We start from the raw sequence: 20,463 nt of genomic DNA, 5'->3' as shown, positions 1-20,463 counted from the left end.
TGCGGCCGGACACCCGGGCAGGCGAGCCGTCCACCGTCGGACCCGGTTCCGGATCTGCACGTCGCGGTGCCCCGTGCGAACGCGGGTCCTCAGCACTCGGCCGGTGGGCCCCAGCCCCGCCGATCTTCGTCAGGCCGACGCTGAGGCCCCGCTAGCGCAGGTGTGCGGTCAGGACGGCCGGATGACGATCTCGGTGAGGTGGGCGTCGGCGCTGGCGCGCACGGCGGACACGATCGGGCCGGCGACCGACTCGGGACGCAGGTAGTCGTCCGGCTGGAACTCGGCGCCCTCCTGCTCGCGGATGCCGCGCTGCATGTCGGTGGCGGTGCGGCCGGGGAACACGGAGGTGACCCGCACGCCGTTGGCGGCTTCCTCGGCGCGGAGCACGTCGGCGAAGGCGCGCAGCGCGAACTTGCTCGCGGCGTAGGAGCCCCAGTTCGGCTTCGCGGACAGCCCGGCGCCGGAGTTGACCAGCACGACGTGGCCCTTGCTGGCGCGCAGCGCGGGCAGCAGGAGGCGGGTCAGCTCGGTGACCGCGAACAGGTTCAGCTCGAACGTGCGTCGCCAGGAGTCGCTGGTGGCGTCGGCGACCGAAGCGAGCTCGACCAGGCCGGCGCTGTGCACCACGACGTCCAGCCTGTCGATGTCGGCGGCCGCGGCGGCGACGGCGTCGTGGTCGGTCAGCTCGACCGGCCACGGCTTGGCGCCGGGGAGCTCGTCGACGAGTGCTTGCAGCGCGTCGGCGTCGCGCCCGCCCAACAGCAGGTCGTGCGTGTCGGAGAGCGAGCGGGCGACGGCGGCACCGATACCACGCGAGGCACCGGTGACCAGGGCAATTGGGCGTTCGGGCATGCCTCAACGGTAACGTCGGCGGGTCGCGGGGCAGTCACCGGCTGTCCCAACCAGCGGGCAGGGCCTTGACCCATCAGGGGGATGGGACTTAGGTCACTCGCGTGAGCGGAGTCGAGGAAGCCCCTGCCGCGGTGCAGAACCGCATCCTGCGCAAGGTCGCAGTGCGGCTGATGCCGTTCCTGTGCCTGCTGTACTTCGTCAACTACCTGGACCGGGTCAACATCGGCTTCGCAGGCCCGAACGGGATGAACGACGAGCTCGGCCTGACCGCGACGCTCTTCGGCTTCGCCTCGGGCATCTTCTTCATCGGCTACCTGGTGCTGGAGGTGCCGAGCAACCTCGCGCTGCACCGGTTCGGGGCGCGCAAGTGGCTCGCCCGGATCATGATCACCTGGGGCGTGGTGGCGACCGTGATGGCGTTCGTGCCGAACGCCACGACGCTGGTGGTGCTGCGCTTCCTGCTCGGCGTGGCCGAGGCGGGGTTCTTCCCCGGCATCATCCTGTACCTGACGTACTGGTTCCCGGCCGCGCAGCGGGCGAAGGCGGTCGCGCTGTTCATGACCGCCGTGCCGGTGTCCAGCGCGATCGGCGCGACCGTGTCGAGCGTGCTGATCACCAGTGGCGAGGGGATCTTCGGCCTGTCCGGCTGGCGGTTCATGTTCCTGGTCGAGGGCGTGCCCGCGATCCTGCTGGCCTTCGTCACCTGGTTCTACCTGACCGACCGGCCGTCGGAGGCGAAGTGGCTCACCGCTGAGGAACGCGCCTGGCTGACCGGTCAGCTGACGGCCGAGCGCGAGCAGACCGAGGCCGAGCACAGCTGGCCGCTGCGCAAGGCGCTGACCCACCCGCGGATCCTGGCGCTGGCGTTCGTCTACTTCGGCATCGCCTACGGCCTGTACGCGCTCGGGTTCTTCCTGCCCACCATCATCAAGGGGTTCGAGCAGCAGTACGGCACCGAACTGTCCACCATGGAAACCGGCTTGATCACCGCCGTCCCCTACGTGATCGGCGCGGTGGCGATGGTGCTCTGGAGCACGCACGGCGACCGCAAGCGCGAACGCGTGTGGCACGTCGCGCTGCCGCTGCTGCTCGGCGGTGTCAGCATCCCGATCGCCCTCTACCTGGGCAACCCGTTCCTGGCGATGGTCGCGGTGACCGCCTGCGCGGTCGGCGTCTGCTCGGCGCTGCCGACGTTCTGGGCGCTGCCCAGCAACTTCCTGGCCGGCGCGGCGGCCGCGGGCGGTATCGCGCTGATCAACTCGCTGGGCAACATCAGCGGTTTCGCCGCGCCCTACATCACCGGCGCGCTCAAGGACGCGACCGGATCCCAACGCACCGGCCTCTGGGTGGTCGGCATCGTGATGATCGCGGCGGCCATCACCGTGATCGCGCTCAAGGCCGCCCCGCGCACCGAAACCTCCGACCAGGACTGACCCGACGTGGCCGGAGAGGCGCCTGCGGCCACCGAGCAGGTGTCCACCGAAAAATGCCGCGACCGCGCACCGCCTCCCCTGCTAGCCTCCGCGGCATGTCCGGTGCTTCTGCTGCGGCCGCGGCCGCTGTGACCCGCACGCCCCGCTTCTAGCGGCGGCGCGGTCCTGCTGAACGTTCCGTCGCTTCGCGTCCAGACCGAAGCGGCTCTCTTGTGCTGCTCGGATTCGCATCGAGCAACGGAGTTCTCTCTTGCACGCGGACATTCCCGTCCAGCGCCGGAACACCGGCGCGCGGCCCTGGCTCCTCCTGGGATCCCTGGCCATGCTGCAGTTCCTGATCGCCGTCGACGTCACGGTGGTCAACATCGCGCTTCCCTCGATCGGCGCTGAATTCGGTGTCGACGCGCGCGGACTGACCTGGGTGGTCGTCGGCTACGCCGTCACCGGCGGCGGCCTGCTCATGCTCGGCGGCCGGCTGAGCGATGTGCTCGGTCGGCGGCGGATGCTGCTGGTGGGCACCTCGGTGTTCGGCGCTGCTTCGCTCCTCGCCGGCCTGACGCAGACGTTCCCGCTGCTGGTTGTGGCGCGATTGCTGCAGGGGGCGGGCGAAGCGCTCGCCCTCCCGGCCGCGATGGCGATGATCGTGCTGGCGTTCCCCGAGGGGCCGCGGCGCACCCGCGCGCTGAGCGTGTGGGCGGCGGTGGCGAGCTCCGGCCTGGTGCTCGGGTTCGTGCTCTCGGGCGTCATCACCGAGCTCTTCGGCTGGCGGTGGATCTTCCTGGTCGCCGTCCCGTTCACCGCCTACGTGGTCGGCGCCGCCCTGGTCCTCGTCCCGGCGGACCCGCCGGGCGAGCGCAAGGAGCTGGACCTGCCCGGAGCCGCCCTGCTCACGGCGGCTCCCCTGCTCTTCGTGCTCGGAGTCGTCGACGCGCCGATCGCCCTGATCGGCGCGGTGCTCGCAGCCGGGGCGTTCGTCGTCGTGGAGCGCAAGGCGGCCAATCCGCTGGTCCCGATGTCGTTCTTCCACAACCGCACACGGGTGCTGGCCAACATCGCGACCGCGCTGCTCAGCGCCGCGCTGTCCACGTCGTTCCTGCTGTTCACCTTCCAGCTCCAGCAGCGTGCGGGGCTGACACCGTTCGAAGCGGGCGTGGCGCTCCTGCCGCTGGCCGTGGCGCTCGTCGCGGCCGTGACGTTCGTGCCCCGCGTCGCCGGGCGGTGGGGCGCGCGCACCTGCGCCGTCATCGGCATCGCCTCGACTGCGGCCGGGATGATCGCCATCGCGGCGGGTGCGCAGCTCGGTGCCGGTGCGGTCGAGACGATCCCGGCGATGGTGCTGATCGCCGCCGGGATGGGATTCGGACTGGTCGGGCTGCAGCAGGCGGCGGTCACCGGCGTCACCGATGACGACGCGGGAGTCGCGTCGGGCGTTCAGCGCGCCGCCGACCAGCTCGGCGGGTCGTCGGGCGTCACGCTCTACATCGGAATCGGGTTCGCACCCGCGCTGGTCGGCGTCGACTCCTTCGCCGTCAGCTGCGCGCTGGCCCTGGTCGGGCTCGCCGCGGCCGCGCTGATCGCCTGGCGCATCGACTGAGGCAGGTCGGGCAGGCGGCCACCGCCGCCTGCCCGGTCCCAGCAACGCAACGAGGGCCCCCGGTCGCAATGCCGGAGACCCCCGCGCTCGCAAGGTGAGATCAGCGACGGCCGATCTCACCGCCGTCCTTGCGCCAGACCGCCACGACCGACGGACGCGGCTGCGAGTCGCCACCGTCCGGCCAGTGCGATGCCGGGTTGTCGGCGCTCGCGTCGTCCAGCTCGCCCGGGTGCTGCACGGACACCGTCACCAGGTCGTCCCGGACCACCGGGCCGCAGGTCTCCGCACCGTTGGGCACCGTCAGGAACTGCTTGACGAAACCGCGCTCCGGACCGTCCACCGGCACCGCGAACAGGCCGTCGTTGCTCTTCAGCGCGTTGCCGTCGGTGGAGATCCACAGGTTGCCGTGCCGGTCGAAGGCCACGTTGTCCGGGCACGAGATCGGGCTGACCCGCGACTTGTCGAAGCCGCCGAAGTAGGTGCCCGCGTCGTTCGGGTCGCCGCACACCAGCAGCAGCGTCCAGCGCAGCGAGGTGCCGGTGGCGTCGTCGTCGATCTCCAGCACGTGGCCGTGCTTGTTGCCGACCCGCGGGTTGGCCTCGTCCGGCGCGGCGTTGCCGGTCGAACCGCGGTTGGAGTTGTTGGTCAGCGCGCAGTAGATGCGGCCGTTGACCGGGTTCGGCTCGATGTCCTCGGGCCGGTCCATCTTCGTCGCGCCGACCTTGTCGGCGGCCAACCGGGTGAAGATGTAGACCTCTTCGGCGGTGAAGCCGGGCACGAACGACTTGTTGCCGCTGGCCAGCGGAATCCACTCGCCGGTGCCGTCGAAGGCGCCGTCGGAGGGCAGCTTGCCGGTGCCGTCGATCTCGCTCTCCGGGCTGTTGCCGGTGAACTTCGCGACGTACAGCGTGCCGTCGTCGAGCAGCGTCATGTTGTGCCGGCGGGCGTGGGCGCTCTTGCCCCGCTTCATCTTGCCGTTGGAGACGAACTTGTAGATGTAGTCGAAGCGCTCGTCGTCACCGGAGTAGGCGACCACCCGGCCGTCCTCGGCGACCTTGACCGCCGCGCCCTCGTGCTTGAAGCGGCCCAGCGCGGTGTGCTTGATCGGCGTGGAGTTCGGGTCGTGCGGGTCGATCTCGATGACCCAGCCGAAGCGGTTGGCCTCGTTCGGCTCCTGCGCGAGGTCCCAGCGCTTGTCGAAGCGCTCCCACTTGCGGTTGCTCGTGGCGCCCTTGAGGCCGTAGCGGGCGAGCCGCTCCTTGGCCTTCGGGTCGGTGATCGAGTCGGCGTTGGCGAAGTACTGGTTGAAGTTCTCCTCGCCGGACAGGATCGTGCCCCACGGCGTCATGCTGCCCGCGCAGTTGTTCTGCGTGCCGAGCACCTTCGTGCCGGTCGGGTCGGCGGAGGTCTTGAGGTGGTCGCTGCCCGCGGCCGGTCCGCGCATCTCGAACGGCGTGTTCAGGGTGATGCGGCGGTTGTAGTGGCTCGGCCGGACCTTGAGGCCGCCGTTGCGCTCCCGCTCGGTGTAGACGACCGACAGGCCGTGCGCCGCCCACGCGATGCGCACCTGCTCCTCGGTCGGGTTCTCCTCGTCGTAGCCGAGGAACATGTGCGTTTCGGTGGTGTACTCGTGGTTGACCACCAGCAGGTTCCGCTTGCCGCTGCCGTCCAGCGGGACCAGCTCGGCGAAGTCGTTGTTGTAGCCGAACTGCTGCTCCTGCGCGGCCGCGGTCTGGTTGTTGAAGTCGAACTCGGGAGCACCGGGCACCACCGGGTCGCCCCAGCGGATGACCACGCCCTGCTCGTAGCCCTCAGCGGTGACCACGGCGTCCTCGGTGTTCGGGGCGACCGCGGTGAAGTCGGTGCCCGGGACGGCCCGTCCGCCCGGACGGCGCACCGGCGCCGGAGCGGCTGCGGCCGCGGTGCCGGACAGAGCGGCCGCACCGCCGACTGCCAGCGCGAAGGCACCGGTGGCCTTCAGCGCGCCGCGACGGCTGAGCACGCTCTCGACGATGTCGCCGAAGTAGGAGTTGTCCGAGGTGTTGGGGGCTTCGTGCGCGCAGGCGTTGCCGCACCGGTACTTGCAGGTCACCGAGGAACGGTTCGCGGAGTGGTGGGGAAGCAGCGGAAGCGGGATGACCCGCCCGTTGTCCGGTCGGGGAGACAAGCGGACCTCCAAATGCACATCGGGAACGCCTGGACGTTAGGTCGATCAGGCGATGGTTCCCGTACGCCGAGGTGAACAACGGCCGAACGGGCGACGCAGAGTTATCGAAACCCGCGGCCGATCTGCCGAAAGACGAGCTCAAGGTAGCCGCACGACTACATACCGGAGTCGCCACCCCGAGGCGGCGCGGGCCGCGGGAAGTTCCGCGCATGACGATCGGGGACGCGCCAGAACCCGTCCCCGACGGCTAGTCGCGCATCGACCCGTGGGTGATCTCGCAGGACACCGCTGCGGAGATCGAGTTCTTGCGCCAGGTGTTCGGCGTCGCGGAACGCGGTTCCCGCGTGCTCGACGAAGCCGGACCGTGGTCTCGGCCAACGTCACCAATGCGGCACGGCTTCTCCTGCCGCCTGCGTCGCGCTTAAGCGGCGCAGCGCGCCGCCGTGCGCTGAACAGCTCAGCAGTAGGGAGGCTGGTTCCCGAGCGCACCGGCCACGTTCATCCACACCCGGAACTGCCGGTAGACCTCGAGCGGCTGGCCGCTGATCGCGATGGTCCGGTCATCGCGACCGGTGACACCTGGCAGGTTCCGCAGCTCGTCGGCCACCGCGGTGGACTGCCAGCGCACGGCCAGCGTCGTGGTCTCCGATGCGGGCGGGGCCGTGAGTTCGCCGGTCAGGCAGGTGGCGGCGGCGGATTCGATGGCCTCGTGCGCTTCCGCGACCGGCAGGAGTTCGGCGGCGAAACGCCCTCGCGCGTACTTCACCGGCACGGTCCGGACGTTCGGATCCCACTCCGCCATCTCCACGCAGGCGGCATCGTCGCCGGAGAGCAGCACCACGGGGACGCCGAGCGCTGCGGCGGTGGCATGCGTGAGCCCGATCTCGCCGACCGGACGGCCGTCGAGCCACATGTCCTCGATCTCGCGCCCCATGAAGCTGTGGCTGAGCACGCCCGCGGTTCCGGCTCGGGAGTGGTAGCCGATGCACAGCGCTGCGTCGAAGGTGCCGTCGAGCCCTTCGAGCATGCCCATGGCCTTGGGCCTGCCGCGGATCAGCCGCGCTGCGGGATGCAGCATGTCCGAACGCAGGTTGCGCATCGGACCGTGCGCGTCGTTGACGGTGACACCGGTGGCCCCGGCGGTGAGCGCGCCGCGGATGGCGGCGTTGACGTCCTCGGCCATCATCAGCCTGCTGTGCTCGTAGTCCCGGCCGGTCGGCTGGACGTCTTGAGCGTCGACCAGTCCGGTGATGCCTTCCATGTCGACGCTCAGGTAGACCCGCATGCGCACGCTCCGAAGCCGGGAACCACGTCCGATCGATCGTTGCACAGCGACCAGCGAAAAATCAGTTTCGGCCGGGGCTCTTCCGTTGCTAACTTCCGCGGCATGGCTTCTCCAGCTGCTGCCGCTTTCAGCCGGCTGCGTTCCGCTTAGGCGGCGCAGCTATCGCATTCCGCGCCGCCGCCGCGTCCGGACTCCTGCTTCCTGACGCGCGGTTCGTCGTGCCCTGAAAACCACGCTGACCTGCGCTCGCGGGGGTCCGGTTCCCACCGGTCCGCGAAACGCAGGAGAAGCCGAACATGCCTTACCGCCGCAGGTCGGCGCGCGATCGCGCGCGCCGTGAACTCGGCCAGAACTTCCTCGTCGACCGAGGTGTCGTCCGCCGCCTGGTCGATCTGCTCGATCCAGTCCCGCGACCGGTCGTGGAGCTCGGCGCCGGAAGCGGCGCGATCACCCGGGAACTCGTCGGCAGCGGACGTCGAGTGACCGCGGTGGAACTCGATCCGCACTGGGCGTCCAGCCTCCGCGCCACGTTCCCCGAAGTGCGCGTGATCCGCTGCGACATGCTCGACTTCCGGTTCCCCGCCGCCGAGCACGCCGTGATCGGCAACCTGCCGTTCGGCATCACGACCTCGGTGACCCGCCGCCTGCTGACCGAGAAGACCTGGTCGGAAGCGGTGCTGCTGGTGCAGTGGGACGTCGCCCGAAAGCGCGCCGAGGGCGGCAACCAGCTGAACGCCCAATGGTCGCCCTGGTACGAGTTCCAGTCCTGCGGCCGGATTCCCGCCCGATCGTTCCGCCCGACGCCCGCCGTCGACGGCGGAATCCTCAAGCTGCGCCGCAGGTCCCGTCCGCTGGTGCCGCTCGACGAGCAGCGCCGGTACCAGCGGTTCGTCGAAGCGGTGTTCACAGGTCGCGGTCGAGGCCTGACCGAGATCGTCCGGAACGTCACCGGATACCGGGTGCGAAACCTGCCCGCGCTCCCGAGAGACCTGTCCGCCGAGGGCTGGGCCCGCCTCTACACCGGAACCACCTGACCACCGGGGACGTGGTGGCGATTTCGCGCGAGATCGGTGCACACCATTAGTGAACGTTGCGTTCTCAACCTTGGGAGGCGTACCGTCGTAGAGAACGGATCGTCTTCTAACCGGGATCGGAGGTCGCGGTGGAGTACGTCGTTCCGCTGCGCGGGGTCGGGCGCGGTGACCTGGCCTCGGCCGGTGGCAAGGGGGCGAACCTCGGCGAGCTCGTCAACGCCGGGTTCGCCGTCCCCGACGGCTTCGTGATCACCACCGAGGCCTACGCCGAGGTCGCGGCGGGCCTGGTGACCCCGGAGGACGCGGCTGCCCTGCGAGCCGAGTTCGATGCGGTGGAGGTGCCGGACGAGCTGCGCGAGGCGATCGTTTCCGGGTACGCCGAGCTGGGTTCCGGGCCGGTCGCGGTGCGGTCGAGCGCCACCGCCGAAGACCTGCCCGGAGCCGCGTTCGCCGGGCAGCAGGACACCTACCTCAACGTCGTCGGCGAAGCCGCGCTGCTGGACGCGGTGCGGCGGTGCTGGGGTTCGCTGTGGACGGACCGGGCGATCGCCTACCGGGAGAAGCGCGGGATCTCGCCCGCCGAGGTGCGCATCGCCGTGGTGGTGCAGCGGATGGTCGACGCCGAGTTCGCCGGGGTGCTGTTCACCGCGAACCCGGTGACCGGTGATCGGCGGCAACTGGTGGTCGACGCCAGCAGCGGCCTCGGCGAAGCCGTGGTGTCCGGTCTGGTCACGCCCGACCACTACGTCCTGAGCCCGGGAGGGCAGGTCGCCGAGTGGTCGCCGGGCCGCCGCGAAGTGGTGCTCCGGAGCGCGGCGGGCGGCGGGGTCACCCGGCAGACCGGTGCCGCGGTCGAGCGGCTGCCCGGCCAGGTCCTCGCCGAGCTCGCCCGGATCGGCACCCGGGTCGCCGAGCACTTCGGCCGTCCGCAGGACATCGAGTGGGCCTGCGTCGCAGGCCGGGTCCTGTTGTTGCAGGCCAGGCCGATGACGGCGCTGCCACCGCCGCCGCTGCGGCTGAACCGGCGGCAGCGCAAGGTCGGCTCGGTGCTGCTCGAATACGTCCCCTACCGGCCGTACCCGATCGACATGTCGACATGGGTACCGCACGGTCCCGTCGGGCTGATGGCCGAGGTCACCGGCGCGTACGGGATCCGCGGCGCCTTCGACGGCTTCCTGCCGGAGGTCGACGGCGTGGTGGACCGGCTGGTTCCTCCGTCGCCGCGCCCGTCGCTCGGAGTCGTGAAGGCACCGTTCAAGCTGCTCGCCAAGGCACGCCGCTACGATCCGGCGCGCTGGACGGAGGACCCGCGGTTCATCCGGTTCCGGGCCGGCGTCCGCGAACTCGCGGCGCGCGACCTGGCGGCGTTGCCGTGGTCGCAGCTGGTGCGCATGCCCAGGCGAGCCCTCGGCCTGGTGGCTCCGATCGCCGAACTGCGCATCGACTACCTCCCGGCCACCGGGCTGTCGCTGGTGCGGTTGTTCGTCGCGCTCAAGCTGATCGGACGTGCGGAGCTGCTGGGCGAGCTGATCGCCGGTGCTCCGACCCGCACCTCCGACGCCAACCGTGCTCTGGAGGGCTTGGCCGCTCGGGCCAGGGCGAACCCGCGGTTGAGAGAAGCCGTCGACGGCCTCGATCCGGCGGAGCTGACCGACTTCCCGGAGTTCCACGCGGAATTCACGGCGTTCCTGGCCGAGTACGGCCACCGCGAGACCGAGACCCCGGTCCTGGTCACACCGCCGACCTGGGGCGAATCGCCGGAAACGGTGCTGCGGCTGGTCGCGGTGCTGGCCGCTGGGGACCCGAAGCCCACCGGGCACGCGGACCGCGCGATGGAGCAGCTGCGCGGTCACCGCATCCGGAGGTGGGTGCAGCGCGCCCGCGACGGTGTCGCCTTCCGGGAGGACAGCCACTTCTACTTCACGATGCCGCAACCGATCCTGCGGCGATCGCTGCTGGAGATCGGTCGCCGGCTGGTCGGTGCCGGGTCGCTCGACGAGCCGGAGGAGGTCTTCCACCTTCGGTTGGAGGAGCTGGAGGCCGTCGACGAACCCGCTGCGGGCGCGCGGCTGCGCGAGCTGGTCGCGGCGCGGGCGGCCCGCCGCGAGGAGTTGGCGGGCGTCCGGCTCATCGATCCGAACCTGGTCTTCCCGCGCGAGGAGCACGGCGACGCGCTCGCGTCCGGAACCCCGGCCAGCGGCGGGCGGGCCACGGGACCGGCCCGGATCATCCGGGAACCGGCCGAGTTCTCCCGGCTGAACAGCGGCGACGTGCTGGTGTGCCGGTACACGAATCCATCGTGGACACCGCTGTTCCAGCGAGCCGCGGCCGTGGTCGTGGACTCCGGTGGGCCCGCCTCGCACGCCGCGATCGTGGCCCGCGAGTACGGCATCCCGGCGGTGATGGGCACAGCGGACGGCACGAGCGCGATCACCGACGGCCTGACCATCACCGTCGACGGCGACACCGGAAGGGTCGTCCCGGAACCTGAGTCCCGCTCGACCGCACCCCAGGAGACCGTGACGCAACCCAGCCGCAAGAAACCGCGGAACGCGCGGACAACGCCCACCGCAACCACCACTGAAAATCCCGGAGAGGCGGGACAGTGACCAGCACCGACCACCGCAAACTGCCCCGCCGCCGCGGCGACGAGCTCACCACCGCGATCTTCGAGGCGACCCTGGCCGAACTGGCGGATTCCGGTTACGCGGGCCTGACCATGGAGCGAGTCGCAGAACGCGCCAGGACCGGCAAGGCATCGCTGTACCGGAGGTGGCCGAGCCGCATGGAACTGGTGCTGGCCGCGGTCTACAACACCTGGCCGGAACCGGCCGAGGTGGTGGACACCGGAACCCTGCGCGGCGACCTGCTCGCGATGCTCCGCCGCAGCGCCGAGGCGCTGGCGGGGCCGGTCGGCGAGGCGATGCGCGGCCTGCTCGGAGATGTGCTGTCGGACCGGGGCCGAACGGTGCAGCTCCGGCAGCTCTCCCAGGAGCGCGGCAGGCGGACGGTGGAGGAGATCGTCCGCCGAGCGGCCGAGCGCGGCGAGGTGGAAGCGCCGATCCCGGCCCGCCGCCTGGAAGTAGGCCAGGCGATGATCCGCCAGCAGTTCCTCTTCAACGGCACCCCGATCCCGGACGAGATGATCGTGGAGATCGTCGACGACGTCCTGCTTCCCCTCCTCACGAAGTAGCGCGTTCGCGCGGAGCGGGTTCGGGGAGCGGTGTTCAGCGTTCCGCTTCGGTGTTGGTGCGGTGTTCGGCGGCTCGGCGGATTTCGGCCGCGTTGCGGTGGTGGCGATCCAGCCGGGCCCGGCCGACGGTCAGCATCAGCAGGGGAAAGAGGGTGCAGGCGCCGTAGAAGACGGACTTCCCCACTTCGCCGTCGCTGATCGCCGGCGCCGTGACTAGAACGCCCAGGATGGTGGTGCAGAGGAATGCGGTGGTCGTGAACTTCTTCCAGCGGGGAATGGACTGCAGCTGCTCGGCCATTCGGACCGCGAGAGCGTTCGTCTCCGGGTCGGGTCCCAGCTCGCCGTTGCGCATCAGTCGCCGCGCAGCGCGCACCCGTGCCGGATCGGTCTCCGGCGGTAACGGCTTCATCCGCCGCTGGAGCCGCACCACGAACACCGCCATGGCAGCGGCCCACGCACCTCCGCCGATGACGGCGACAGCGATGACGGCAGGCCAGGACACCGTCTCGGAGCGCTGAATCACCGACAGAGCCGAAGTGGCGGCGACCAGCAACCCGCCGATCGCGCAGCTCACCGCCGCGTGGCGCTTGGGATGGTTCTGCGCGGACAGCTGCACCCGTTCCAGGACGTACCGGCTCACGACCGCGTGCCTCTCTGCCTCAGAACTTCGCCGCACCGAACCGGTCGGCCCGTACGGCGGCGAGGAACGACCGCCACTGCCGCTGATCCAGGGCTAACAGCCCACCATCACGATCCTTGGTGTCCCGAACCCCGACCTCATCGGCACCCAACCCGACCTCGACGCAGTTGTTGCTCGGACCGCTGTAGCTGGACTTCCGCCAGATTTCCATAATCGTGCCTCTCAGTTGCCAAGATGCGATTCGATCGCTGCTGCGCTGTCCTTCTCATTCAACGCAAGGTCACCAAGCCGTTGGAAGACGGTGCCGAGTGCTGCCACCGCTTCTTTGTCATCGACGAGGTGTCCTCCCACCGCGTACTCCTGGTAAGCCATAGACGGCCAGGTCTCCAGCGGGAAGTCGAGCAGCGTAAAGCTGCCGGACACCGAGGCGTGGAGTCCAACGCTGAACGGCAAAACCTGGATCGTGATGTTCGGTCGCTCACCAAGTTCAAGAAGTCGTTTCAGCTGGCCAGACGCAAGAGTCGAGTCAGCAGCGCACCGATGCAACGCCGACTCCGACAGCACTGCATGGAGTTCCATCGAGTCGTCACCAAGACGTTCCTGACGTCGTATCCGCGCATTCACCTGCCGCTCGACGTCCTCGGGCTGGGTCATGTGACTGCCCACGACGTTGATCGATCGGGCGTAGGCCTCCGTTTGCAGCAAGCCGGGAACCATCTCCAGCTCGAACGTGCGCACTCGCACGGCGTCGGTCTCCAAACCGACGTAGTCCTGGAACCACGACGGCAGGCGATACGTCGACCACCAGCCACGCTTGCGAGCACCTTCGCGTGTCTCCTCCAGAAGCTCACGTCGCTCCTGCGACAACCCGTAGTGATCCATCAGGACCTTGAGCTCGGCCTTCGACGGGGAGGTTCTGCCGTTCTCCATGTGCCTGACCTTGGCTACCGAACAGCCCAGCAGGCTGGCGATCTCCTCAGCCGGGAGGTCCTGCGCGTTGCGCAGTTTGCGGAGCTCAGCTCCCAAGGTCTTGCGGCGCATGGTCGGACTAGCCATAGCCGAAGCGTAGTCACGTCAGATGATCACTCAGCTGAGCGATACAAATTCTGATCGATAAGAAATATCGTCAAAACCAAGCGATCAGGCCAGCGAGGAGGACGGGATGTGCGGAGGGGCTGGGGTGGATTGGTTCTGGAGACCTGCATGGATTGCTGGGCTCGGATCAGCGCCCGGTGGGGTTGAGCCCCGTGAGCGTTTTGGGGCGTTATGGCACCCCAAAACACTCACGGCAGTTGACCTGCGCGAACACGACCTTCAACGGATTGGTGATGAGATGTTCTGGCTTCAGGTTTCGACGCTCGTGCTGGTCAACGTGCTGATCGCGAGCATGTTGTTCGTCCGGCCGCCGCGGGCGGCGCATGACAGTGCCGGTGATGGGGCGCTGAGCGTTTGGCAGTTGATCGAGCAGGTCGAGGCCGAGCGACAACGGCAGGCCGCCTCGACCGGGCGTCACCACATCTCGCCCGAGACGCTCGCTCGTCTCCGGATCTGATCCGCCGAAGACCTGGTCCGGCCGCATCCCTCCCCGCGCCGGGCCGCATGGTGGCCGGGCGCTCCGCGCCCCCGACCCGGCGCCCGGCCACTGCTAACTCCCCGAAGCAACGACGTCGCTCGACGGCTTCACCTCGCTGCGCGGCAGGAGGAAGGGCGTGCAGAGGATGAGGACTCCGGCGACGCCCACCGCGATCCGGGGGCCGGTGATCGCGGCGAGGAGACCACCGCACGCCGTCAGGGCCGCGATGCTCGCGTTGCTCGTGATGGACCAGGCCGACAGCGTCCGGGCGATCCGGTCCGGTGCCGTGTGCTCCAGGCGGTAGGCCGCGTACACCGGGGTGAACACTCCCGAACTCGTGATCAGGCCGAACTCGATGAGGATCACGAACACCAGGCCCCACGGCCCCGGCGGGACGAACGCCAGCCCGATCGACCAGCACGCGCGGAGCGCGCCGCTGATCAGCAGCACCCGGTGCTGGCCGAACCTCGCCTGCAGCGGCTGCGCGAGGCGCGAGCCGATCAGGCCGCCGATGCACGGCACGCCGAACGCCAGGCCGTACTGCCACGGTTCGAAGCCCAGATCGCGGAGCAGCAGCACCGCCACCAGCGGTGATGTCGCCATGATCAGGCCGTTCACCAGCGTGGTGTTGAAGAACAGCAGCCGCAGCTGCGGGTGCCGCAGGATGTGCCGCCAGCCTTCGAGCACCTCGCCGGCGCCGATCCGCTCCGCACGCCGGGCCCGCGGTGCGGGCTCGCGGCCGCCGATCGCCCGGACGCCCAGCGCGGACAAGAGGTAGCTCGCCGCGTCGAGCAGCACCGTCGTCAGCGGCCCGAACATCCCGATGGCAGCACCGCCGAGCGGCGGGCCGAGCGCGGTCGCGGTCCACTGGGTGGCTTCGAAGCGGCCGGTGGCCACCACCAGGTCTTCCGGTTTGACCAGCGTCTTCAGGTAGGCGCCGCCGGCGGAGCTGAACACGATGTTGGCCGAGGCGGCGAGCACCGACACCACGACCAGCTGCGCGAACGTCAACACCCCGAGCAGGTGCGCGGCGGGCACCGACAGCAGTGCGACGAACCGGACGAGGTCCATCCCGATCATCACCGGCCGCTTGCGCCGGAACTCCACCCACGGCCCCAGCGGCACCGCGATCAGCGCGCCCACCGCCAGTCCCGCGGCGGCCAGCGCCGAGACCTGCGCGGTGCTGCTGTGCAGCACGAGCACCGCGATCAGCGTGAAGGCGTCGAACGCGAGCCGGGTGCCGATCGTGCTGGCCGCGTAGGCAGCCCACAGCCATCCGAATTCTCGCCCCAGTGATCGCCGCACACCGCGACTATTCCGCACCGGACCGACGAGGCGTCCCCGAGTCAGCTGCCGGCCCGTTCGCCCCGCGCGGCGACTGCGGCGATCACCGCGAAGGCCAGGCAGAGCCACGGGAACCAGTCGCCGAGGTGGGCGTAAGGGGTGGGGCCTGGTCCGGTCGGTACTTCGGCGACCAGGGTGGTGAAGCGGGTCGGGCCTCCGGTGGGTGCGTCCGCGATCACGCGGCCCCAGCCGTCGGTGAGCAGCTGCGTCGTTTCCCGGCCGCTCCAGGCGATCGGGACTCCGCTCTCCACCGCGCGCAGTAGCGCCGTTCGGCTGTGCTGCCATCCGTTGTCGCGCTCGTCGGAGGCCGGGATCGCCAGCAGCTCCGCGCCCGCAGTCGCATAGGCGCTGGTCGGGTCGCGGAAGTTGACGTCCGCGCAGACCTCCAGGCCGAGGCGTGCGCCGGTCGTCGGCGGGAAGACCTCGGCGTTCCCGGGCGGGCTCACCGTGTCGTGCTGCTTCAGGTACGGGACCGGGTCGCCGCCGAGCGCTGGGAAGGTCAGCGCGTAGTTGTACTTCGCACCGCCGTCCCGGTGGGCGAAACCCGTTACGACGTCCAGGCCTCGTTCCTCGGCGAGGCGGCTCATCGGCTCCACCAGCACCGCCGGGCGGGCTTCGGTCGATCCGAACGCGGCTTCCGGCAGCACGACGGTGCGGACTCCCGGCGGCAGCGCGGCGATCTCGGCGGCGTAAGCGGTCACCAGATCATGCCCTTCCCGGGTGGCGAGATCAGGCGCCCAGCCGCTCTGGTTGTGCGCGATCAGCGCGACGGGCTGAGCCGGGCCTGGTTCGCCGGTCAGCCGCAGCGCTCCTCCGCCCAGCGCCAGCACCAGCACGACGCCGGCGGTCACCAGCACGCGGATGCGCCCGGTCGCCGCCGAGGTCAGCGCCGCCGCGATCGCCGACGGCACCAGGAGAACCAGGTAGTCGACGCCGAGCGATCCGGTCACCGCGGCGATCTGCAGGACCACCGGCACGTCAGCCTGCGCCGTCGCCAGCGTGCCGACGATCCCCGCCGGGCTGGCCAACGAGATCAGGTGCAGCAGCGCCACCCAGACCGCCGGGCCGGCGAGCACCGCGAGCAGCGGCCGACCGCGTCGGAGCAGCGCTCGGAACACCACCACGACCAGCAGGAACGTCAGCGCGAAGCCGATGCTCGCCACGAGTCCCCACGGCCACAGCGGGAGGTCGTGCGAGCGCGCCGACCAGCCCCACAGGTTCGTCATCCCGATCAGGAGCGCGGCGAACGCGATCGCCGCCGCGACGCCGCCGGACACCCGCGGCGCCACCAGCAGCACCGGCAGCGGGGCGAGCCAGGTCAGCGCGGGGAGCGGGGCGAGCCCGGTGCCGAAGTAGAACAGCGCTGCCGAGCCGATCAGCGCTGCCAGCGCCTCACTTCTCCTCGAGCCCATGCAGAACCCTCCGCATCGTTCGCTTGCACAGCGCGCGGAACTCGGGTTCGGGCAGTTCGTAGCGGCCGCCGAGGTACTGCTGCACCAGGCCCACGACCGGCATGGTCAGCGCGAGCGCGGTCTCCAGGACGTCGTCGGGCCGGAGCACGCCGTCCCGCATGCCCTGCTCGACCGCCCGGTGCACCGGCGCGAAGGCCGCCGAACCGCCCTCCCGGAAGTCGTCGGGGAACCGCAGCGATCCCGCACGCTGCTCGGTGATCAGGTACCGGTACAAGTTCGGTTTGCCCAGCGCGAAGTCCAGGAAGTCGTCGGTCAGGCCGTCCAGCCGGGCGTGGAAGTCCAGCCCCTCGGACCGCTTGCCGTAGTGCTCGCCCAGCTCCGCGAAGGCCCGGTCGACCACCGAGCGCAGCAGCGCCTCCCGGTTCGGGTAGTGCCGGTAGGTGGCCATCGGCGTGACCCCCACCGCCGCGGCCACCCGCCGCATGGTCACCGCCTCGACGCCCTCGGCGAGCAGGATCTCCAGCGCCGCAGCGGCGATGCGCTCCGCGGTCCCAGCCATGTCTACACCGTACACAGCGCAGGTCTACGGCGTACACGTGTATTCGGGCCAAAAGCCCCGGCAACCGGAAAAGGCCAGGTGCTTCTCCTCCGGAACCCCGGACCTCTACCCTGCGTCGTAGGTTTGCAGTGATCCGTGGCTGAGGGGTGTGGCGACGTGTACATCGAGGAGCAGGGGGCGGGCGACGGTGACATCAAGGTCACCATCGAGGGCGAGGAGTACACCGCCGAGGCCAACTACGACCTCAACGGCGACGGGGTGGACGACACCGTCGCGATCATGACCGAGGACGGCTACGTCGCCTACGTCGACGAGACCGGCGACGGCCAGGCCGACATCATGCAGACCATCAACGCCGACGGAGTCGTCGTCGAGCAGGCGCGCTACGACGCCGGGACCGGCAAGTGGGCCGGCGAGGTGCCGCAGCAGCACCCCGGCGGCGTGGACCCGCAGCAGGACCAGGGCCGCGCCATGGTCATCGACACCCCGCAGGGCGACATGCAGGTCGGCCCGGCCACCGAGGACACCAACTCCGACGGCATCGCCGACACCGCCGTGGTGGAGACCGAGTCGGGCGGAACCATGCTGGTCACCGACGTGGACGGTGACGGCTCCGCCGATCAGGTGGTGGAGATCAGCCAGACCGGCGAAGTGACCATCTCGCACCACACCGGCGACGGGCAGTGGACCGTGGTCGAGCAGGGCCAGGTGACCGGCGACGGCCAGTACGCGCCGAGCCCGGCGACCGGCGCCACCGACGACGCGACCTGGAACCTCGACCAGCCGAGCGCGGGCGGCGCAGGCGGCCCGGAGCACGCCGCGAACGGCGCGCAGGCCTCCGCGCCCTCCGGCGCCAAGGGCGCCGGCCCCGACTCCGACGACGTCTGGGGCTGACCACTCGAACGCTTCCGAAGAGCCCGCCCGGGAACCGCCCGGGCGGGCTCTTTTCGTTTCCGCCGCGCCCCGCCACCCGCCATCCGGGCGACGCCCCTGGTTCACCGGCCGTTCGCACGTGCGTCCGTTTCGCCGGAAAACATCGTTTCCAGCGCGCCTCCGACAACGGAATCTCCGGCCGCGCCACCCGAAAGATCGCAACTGAATCGATTCCCTTATCGTTCTTGTGAGAGAACGAACAGGACTGATCTCCATCGCGCGCCGCTGTCCCGGCTAGCCTCGGTGCATCCCTTTTCAAATCGCCCGGCCTTCGGGACGGGCGAAGCATTCCCACAAACGTCGACGGACCCCGTCGGCGACCAGTCCGGGCTGTGGCGCCCAGTCAGGAGACACGACGCGATGACCGCACTGACCATCCCCGGTCTCGATCAGGCACCGACCAAACACGAGCGTCTGCTGTCGTGGGTGCGCGAGGTCGCCGAGCTGACCACGCCCGACCGCGTGGTGTGGTGCGACGGCTCGCCGGAGGAGTGGCAGCGGCTGACCGACCAGCTGGTCGAGGCCGGCACCTTCACCCGCCTGGAGAAGAAGCCGAACTCCTTCTACGCGGCGTCGGACCCGTCGGACGTGGCGCGCGTCGAGGAGCGGACCTACATCTGCTCGGTCGAGGAGAAGGACGCCGGGGTCACCAACAACTGGATGGACCCCAACCAGATGAAGGCCACCATGACCGAGCTCTACCGGGGCTCCATGCGTGGTCGCACCATGTACGTCATCCCGTTCTGCATGGGCCCGCTGGACGCCGACCCGCCGCGGCTGGGCGTGGAGATCACCGACTCCGAGTACGTCGTGGTGTCGATGCACATCATGACCCGGATGGGCGCCAAGGTGCTGGAGCGCCTCGGTGAGGACGCCGACTTCGTACCCGCGCTGCACTCGGTGGGCGCGCCGCTGGAGCCCGGCCAGCAGGACGTGCCGTGGCCGTGCAACGACATCAAGTACATCACCCACTTCCCCGAGGAGCGGATGATCTGGAGCTACGGCTCCGGTTACGGCGGCAACGCGCTGCTGGGCAAGAAGTGCTACTCGCTGCGGATCGCCTCGGCGATGGCCCGCGACGAGGGCTGGCTGGCCGAGCACATGCTGATCCTCAAGCTGATCTCGCCCGAGGACAAGGTCTACTACGTCGCGGCCGCGTTCCCATCGGCCTGCGGCAAGACCAACCTGGCGATGCTGCGCCCGACCATCCCGGGCTGGAAGGTCGAGACGCTCGGCGACGACATCGCCTGGATGCGCTTCGGCGAGGACGGCCGCCTGTACGCGGTGAACCCGGAGGCCGGCTTCTTCGGCGTCGCGCCGGGCACCAACCGCAAGACCAACCCGCACGCGATGACCGCCATCGAGCAGGGCAACTCGCTGTTCACCAACGTCGCGCTCACCGACGACGGCGACGTGTGGTGGGAGGACATGGAGGGCGAGCCCCAGCACCTCACGGACTGGAAGGGCAACGACTGGACGCCGGAGAGCGACGTCAAGGCGGCGCACCCGAACTCCCGCTACTGCACGCCGATGTCGCAGTGCCCGATCCTGGCGCCGGAGTGGGACGACCCGAAGGGCGTGCCGATCTCGGCGATCCTGTTCGGCGGCCGCCGCAAGACGACCGTCCCGCTGGTCAACGAGGCCTTCGACTGGCAGCACGGCGTGTTCATGGGTGCCACGCTGTCCTCGGAGAAGACCGCCGCGGCCGCGGGCAAGGTCGGCGAGGTGCGCCGCGACCCGATGGCCATGCTGCCGTTCATCGGCTACAACGTCGGCGACTACTTCCAGCACTGGGTGAACGTCGGCAAGGAGGCCGACGCCAGCAAGCTGCCGAAGATCTTCTACGTGAACTGGTTCCGCCGGGGCGACGACGGCCGCTTCCTGTGGCCGGGCTTCGGGGAGAACTCCCGCGTGCTGAAGTGGATCATCGACCGGCTGGAGGGCAAGGCCGCCGCCGCCGACACCGCGATCGGCCGGGTGCCCAACGCCGCCGAGCTGGAGCTGAGCGGGCTGGACACCCCGGCCTCCGATGTCGACGAGGCGCTGAAGGTCGACGTGGAGGAGTGGAAGGCGGAGCTGCCGCTCATCGAGGAGTGGTTCGACACCATCGGTGACGCGCTGCCGAGCTCGATGCGCGACGAGCTGGAAGCGCTCAAACAGCGTCTCGGTAACTGACCGAGCGACCCCCGGACGGGTGGTCTTGTCGGGGCAACGTGGGAAGCCCCGCGGCCACCCGTCCGGCGCGGAAGCCCGCTGAAACGTGCGCGAACGTGCGGCGTTTCCCCAAAGAACGCGAAGTTCTTTCGGGGAAACGCCGCTTCTGCTTTCCGGCCAGGTGGATCTACCCAGCCCGGTGGAGTAGATCCGGGAATCGCAAACGATCAGCAACCCGACGGACACTGGAAGCGTCCCAGTGATATCCGCCGAGAAAAAGGGCGCCGAAC

General features: G+C 69.9%; 17 protein-coding genes. 8 read left to right on the top strand and 9 right to left on the bottom strand.

Annotation, left to right across the window (positions count from 1 at the left end; translation table 11 throughout):
- Positions 1-168: 168 nt before the first annotated feature.
- Positions 169-852, bottom strand: a complete 684-nt coding sequence (locus tag C4T78_RS31450; RefSeq protein WP_093350428.1) for an SDR family oxidoreductase — start codon at positions 850-852, stop codon at positions 169-171.
- Between the two features lie 170 nt (positions 853-1,022).
- Here C4T78_RS31450 and C4T78_RS31445 point away from each other — a divergent pair, with 170 nt between their 5' ends.
- Both C4T78_RS31445 and C4T78_RS31440 read left to right on the top strand, forming a co-directional pair.
- Complete coding sequence (locus C4T78_RS31445; RefSeq protein WP_093351126.1) at positions 1,023-2,285, top strand: MFS transporter; 1,263 nt, start codon at positions 1,023-1,025, stop codon at positions 2,283-2,285.
- Between the two features lie 322 nt (positions 2,286-2,607).
- Entirely contained in the window at positions 2,608-3,879 is a 1,272-nt protein-coding gene (locus tag C4T78_RS31440; RefSeq protein WP_235863416.1) for an MFS transporter, read from the top strand.
- Positions 3,880-3,979: 100 nt separating this feature from the next.
- Here the strand turns inward: C4T78_RS31440 and C4T78_RS31435 are convergent, their stop codons facing one another.
- Together C4T78_RS31435 and C4T78_RS31430 are read right to left on the bottom strand one after the other, a co-directional pair.
- The gene (locus C4T78_RS31435; RefSeq protein ID WP_093351131.1) at positions 3,980-5,971 is read right to left on the bottom strand and encodes a PhoX family protein; all 1,992 of its coding nucleotides are present in this window, start codon (positions 5,969-5,971) and stop codon (positions 3,980-3,982) included.
- A gap of 532 nt (positions 5,972-6,503) precedes the next feature.
- Positions 6,504-7,331 carry a M55 family metallopeptidase gene (locus C4T78_RS31430; protein WP_093350431.1) on the bottom strand — a complete coding sequence of 276 codons (828 nt, stop codon included), beginning with the start codon at positions 7,329-7,331 and terminating at the stop codon, positions 6,504-6,506.
- Between the two features lie 296 nt (positions 7,332-7,627).
- On the opposite strand from C4T78_RS31430, the gene erm reads away from it, so the two are divergent.
- The 3 genes from erm (at position 7,628) to C4T78_RS31415 (ending at position 11,558) form a co-directional block, all read left to right on the top strand.
- Positions 7,628-8,365, top strand: a complete 738-nt coding sequence (gene erm / locus C4T78_RS31425) for a 23S ribosomal RNA methyltransferase Erm (RefSeq protein ID WP_093350434.1) — start codon at positions 7,628-7,630, stop codon at positions 8,363-8,365.
- A gap of 128 nt (positions 8,366-8,493) precedes the next feature.
- Entirely contained in the window at positions 8,494-10,974 is a 2,481-nt protein-coding gene (locus C4T78_RS31420) for a PEP/pyruvate-binding domain-containing protein (protein WP_093350439.1), read from the top strand.
- Positions 10,971-11,558 carry a TetR/AcrR family transcriptional regulator gene (locus tag C4T78_RS31415; RefSeq protein WP_093350442.1) on the top strand — a complete coding sequence of 196 codons (588 nt, stop codon included), beginning with the start codon at positions 10,971-10,973 and terminating at the stop codon, positions 11,556-11,558. Before C4T78_RS31420 ends, C4T78_RS31415 begins: the two co-directional genes overlap by 4 nt.
- A gap of 34 nt (positions 11,559-11,592) precedes the next feature.
- Here the strand turns inward: C4T78_RS31415 and C4T78_RS31410 are convergent, their stop codons facing one another.
- From C4T78_RS31410 to C4T78_RS31400, 3 genes are read right to left on the bottom strand one after another with little or no spacing between them, the layout of a single operon-like run.
- Positions 11,593-12,198, bottom strand: coding sequence for a hypothetical protein (locus C4T78_RS31410; RefSeq protein WP_093350444.1), 606 nt, complete (start codon positions 12,196-12,198; stop codon positions 11,593-11,595).
- Between the two features lie 19 nt (positions 12,199-12,217).
- Positions 12,218-12,409: a DUF397 domain-containing protein gene (locus C4T78_RS31405; protein WP_093350447.1), complete on the bottom strand. Its 192-nt coding sequence runs from the start codon at positions 12,407-12,409 to the stop codon at positions 12,218-12,220.
- Positions 12,410-12,420: 11 nt separating this feature from the next.
- Positions 12,421-13,254, bottom strand: a complete 834-nt coding sequence (locus C4T78_RS31400; RefSeq protein WP_093350451.1) for a helix-turn-helix domain-containing protein — start codon at positions 13,252-13,254, stop codon at positions 12,421-12,423.
- Between the two features lie 277 nt (positions 13,255-13,531).
- Here C4T78_RS31400 and C4T78_RS31395 point away from each other — a divergent pair, with 277 nt between their 5' ends.
- Positions 13,532-13,750 (top strand): hypothetical protein, encoded by a 219-nt coding sequence (locus tag C4T78_RS31395; protein ID WP_093350454.1) that lies wholly within the window; start codon positions 13,532-13,534, stop codon positions 13,748-13,750.
- Positions 13,751-13,843: 93 nt separating this feature from the next.
- On the opposite strand, the gene C4T78_RS31390 is transcribed toward C4T78_RS31395, so the two are convergent.
- Genes C4T78_RS31390 through C4T78_RS31380 form a run of 3 tightly spaced genes read right to left on the bottom strand, consistent with a single transcriptional unit; the run spans position 13,844 to position 17,086 of the window.
- On the bottom strand, positions 13,844-15,076 hold the full coding sequence (locus C4T78_RS31390) for an MFS transporter (RefSeq protein ID WP_235863421.1): 1,233 nt from the start codon (positions 15,074-15,076) through the stop codon (positions 13,844-13,846).
- A 41-nt stretch (positions 15,077-15,117) separates the two neighbouring features.
- Positions 15,118-16,527 (bottom strand): nitrilase-related carbon-nitrogen hydrolase, encoded by a 1,410-nt coding sequence (locus C4T78_RS31385; protein ID WP_093350457.1) that lies wholly within the window; start codon positions 16,525-16,527, stop codon positions 15,118-15,120.
- Positions 16,508-17,086: a TetR/AcrR family transcriptional regulator gene (locus C4T78_RS31380; RefSeq protein ID WP_093350460.1), complete on the bottom strand. Its 579-nt coding sequence runs from the start codon at positions 17,084-17,086 to the stop codon at positions 16,508-16,510. The genes C4T78_RS31385 and C4T78_RS31380 overlap by 20 nt, the downstream gene beginning before the upstream one ends.
- Positions 17,087-17,221: 135 nt before the next feature.
- Between C4T78_RS31380 and C4T78_RS31375 the strand changes: the two genes are divergently transcribed.
- Together C4T78_RS31375 and C4T78_RS31370 are read left to right on the top strand one after the other, a co-directional pair.
- The gene (locus tag C4T78_RS31375; protein WP_258958386.1) at positions 17,222-17,980 is read left to right on the top strand and encodes a DUF6802 family protein; all 759 of its coding nucleotides are present in this window, start codon (positions 17,222-17,224) and stop codon (positions 17,978-17,980) included.
- 399 nt (positions 17,981-18,379) lie between these two features.
- On the top strand, positions 18,380-20,194 hold the full coding sequence (locus C4T78_RS31370) for a phosphoenolpyruvate carboxykinase (GTP) (RefSeq protein WP_093350463.1): 1,815 nt from the start codon (positions 18,380-18,382) through the stop codon (positions 20,192-20,194).
- Positions 20,195-20,463: the final 269 nt, after the last annotated feature.

This window comes from Saccharopolyspora kobensis, assembly GCF_900108315.1.
GTDB lineage: Bacteria > Actinomycetota > Actinomycetes > Mycobacteriales > Pseudonocardiaceae > Saccharopolyspora > Saccharopolyspora kobensis.
Note: the sequence above shows the minus strand (reverse complement) of the source record. Positions and strands in the feature narration are given on the sequence as shown.

What these genes read in the sequence shown, in the direction of transcription:
- C4T78_RS31450 (WP_093350428.1), bottom strand. Translation starts at nt 852, where the DNA reads ATGCCCGAACGCCCAATTGCCCTGGTCACCGGTGCCTCGCGTGGTATC.
- C4T78_RS31445 (WP_093351126.1), top strand. Translation starts at nt 1,023, where the DNA reads ATGCCGTTCCTGTGCCTGCTGTACTTCGTCAACTACCTGGACCGGGTC.
- C4T78_RS31440 (WP_235863416.1), top strand. Translation starts at nt 2,608, where the DNA reads ATGCTGCAGTTCCTGATCGCCGTCGACGTCACGGTGGTCAACATCGCG.
- C4T78_RS31430 (WP_093350431.1), bottom strand. Translation starts at nt 7,331, where the DNA reads ATGCGGGTCTACCTGAGCGTCGACATGGAAGGCATCACCGGACTGGTC.
- erm (WP_093350434.1), top strand. Translation starts at nt 7,628, where the DNA reads ATGCCTTACCGCCGCAGGTCGGCGCGCGATCGCGCGCGCCGTGAACTC.
- C4T78_RS31405 (WP_093350447.1), bottom strand. Translation starts at nt 12,409, where the DNA reads ATGGAAATCTGGCGGAAGTCCAGCTACAGCGGTCCGAGCAACAACTGC.
- C4T78_RS31400 (WP_093350451.1), bottom strand. Translation starts at nt 13,254, where the DNA reads ATGGCTAGTCCGACCATGCGCCGCAAGACCTTGGGAGCTGAGCTCCGC.
- C4T78_RS31395 (WP_093350454.1), top strand. Translation starts at nt 13,532, where the DNA reads ATGTTCTGGCTTCAGGTTTCGACGCTCGTGCTGGTCAACGTGCTGATC.
- C4T78_RS31385 (WP_093350457.1), bottom strand. Translation starts at nt 16,527, where the DNA reads ATGGGCTCGAGGAGAAGTGAGGCGCTGGCAGCGCTGATCGGCTCGGCA.
- C4T78_RS31380 (WP_093350460.1), bottom strand. Translation starts at nt 17,086, where the DNA reads ATGGCTGGGACCGCGGAGCGCATCGCCGCTGCGGCGCTGGAGATCCTG.
- C4T78_RS31370 (WP_093350463.1), top strand. Translation starts at nt 18,380, where the DNA reads ATGACCGCACTGACCATCCCCGGTCTCGATCAGGCACCGACCAAACAC.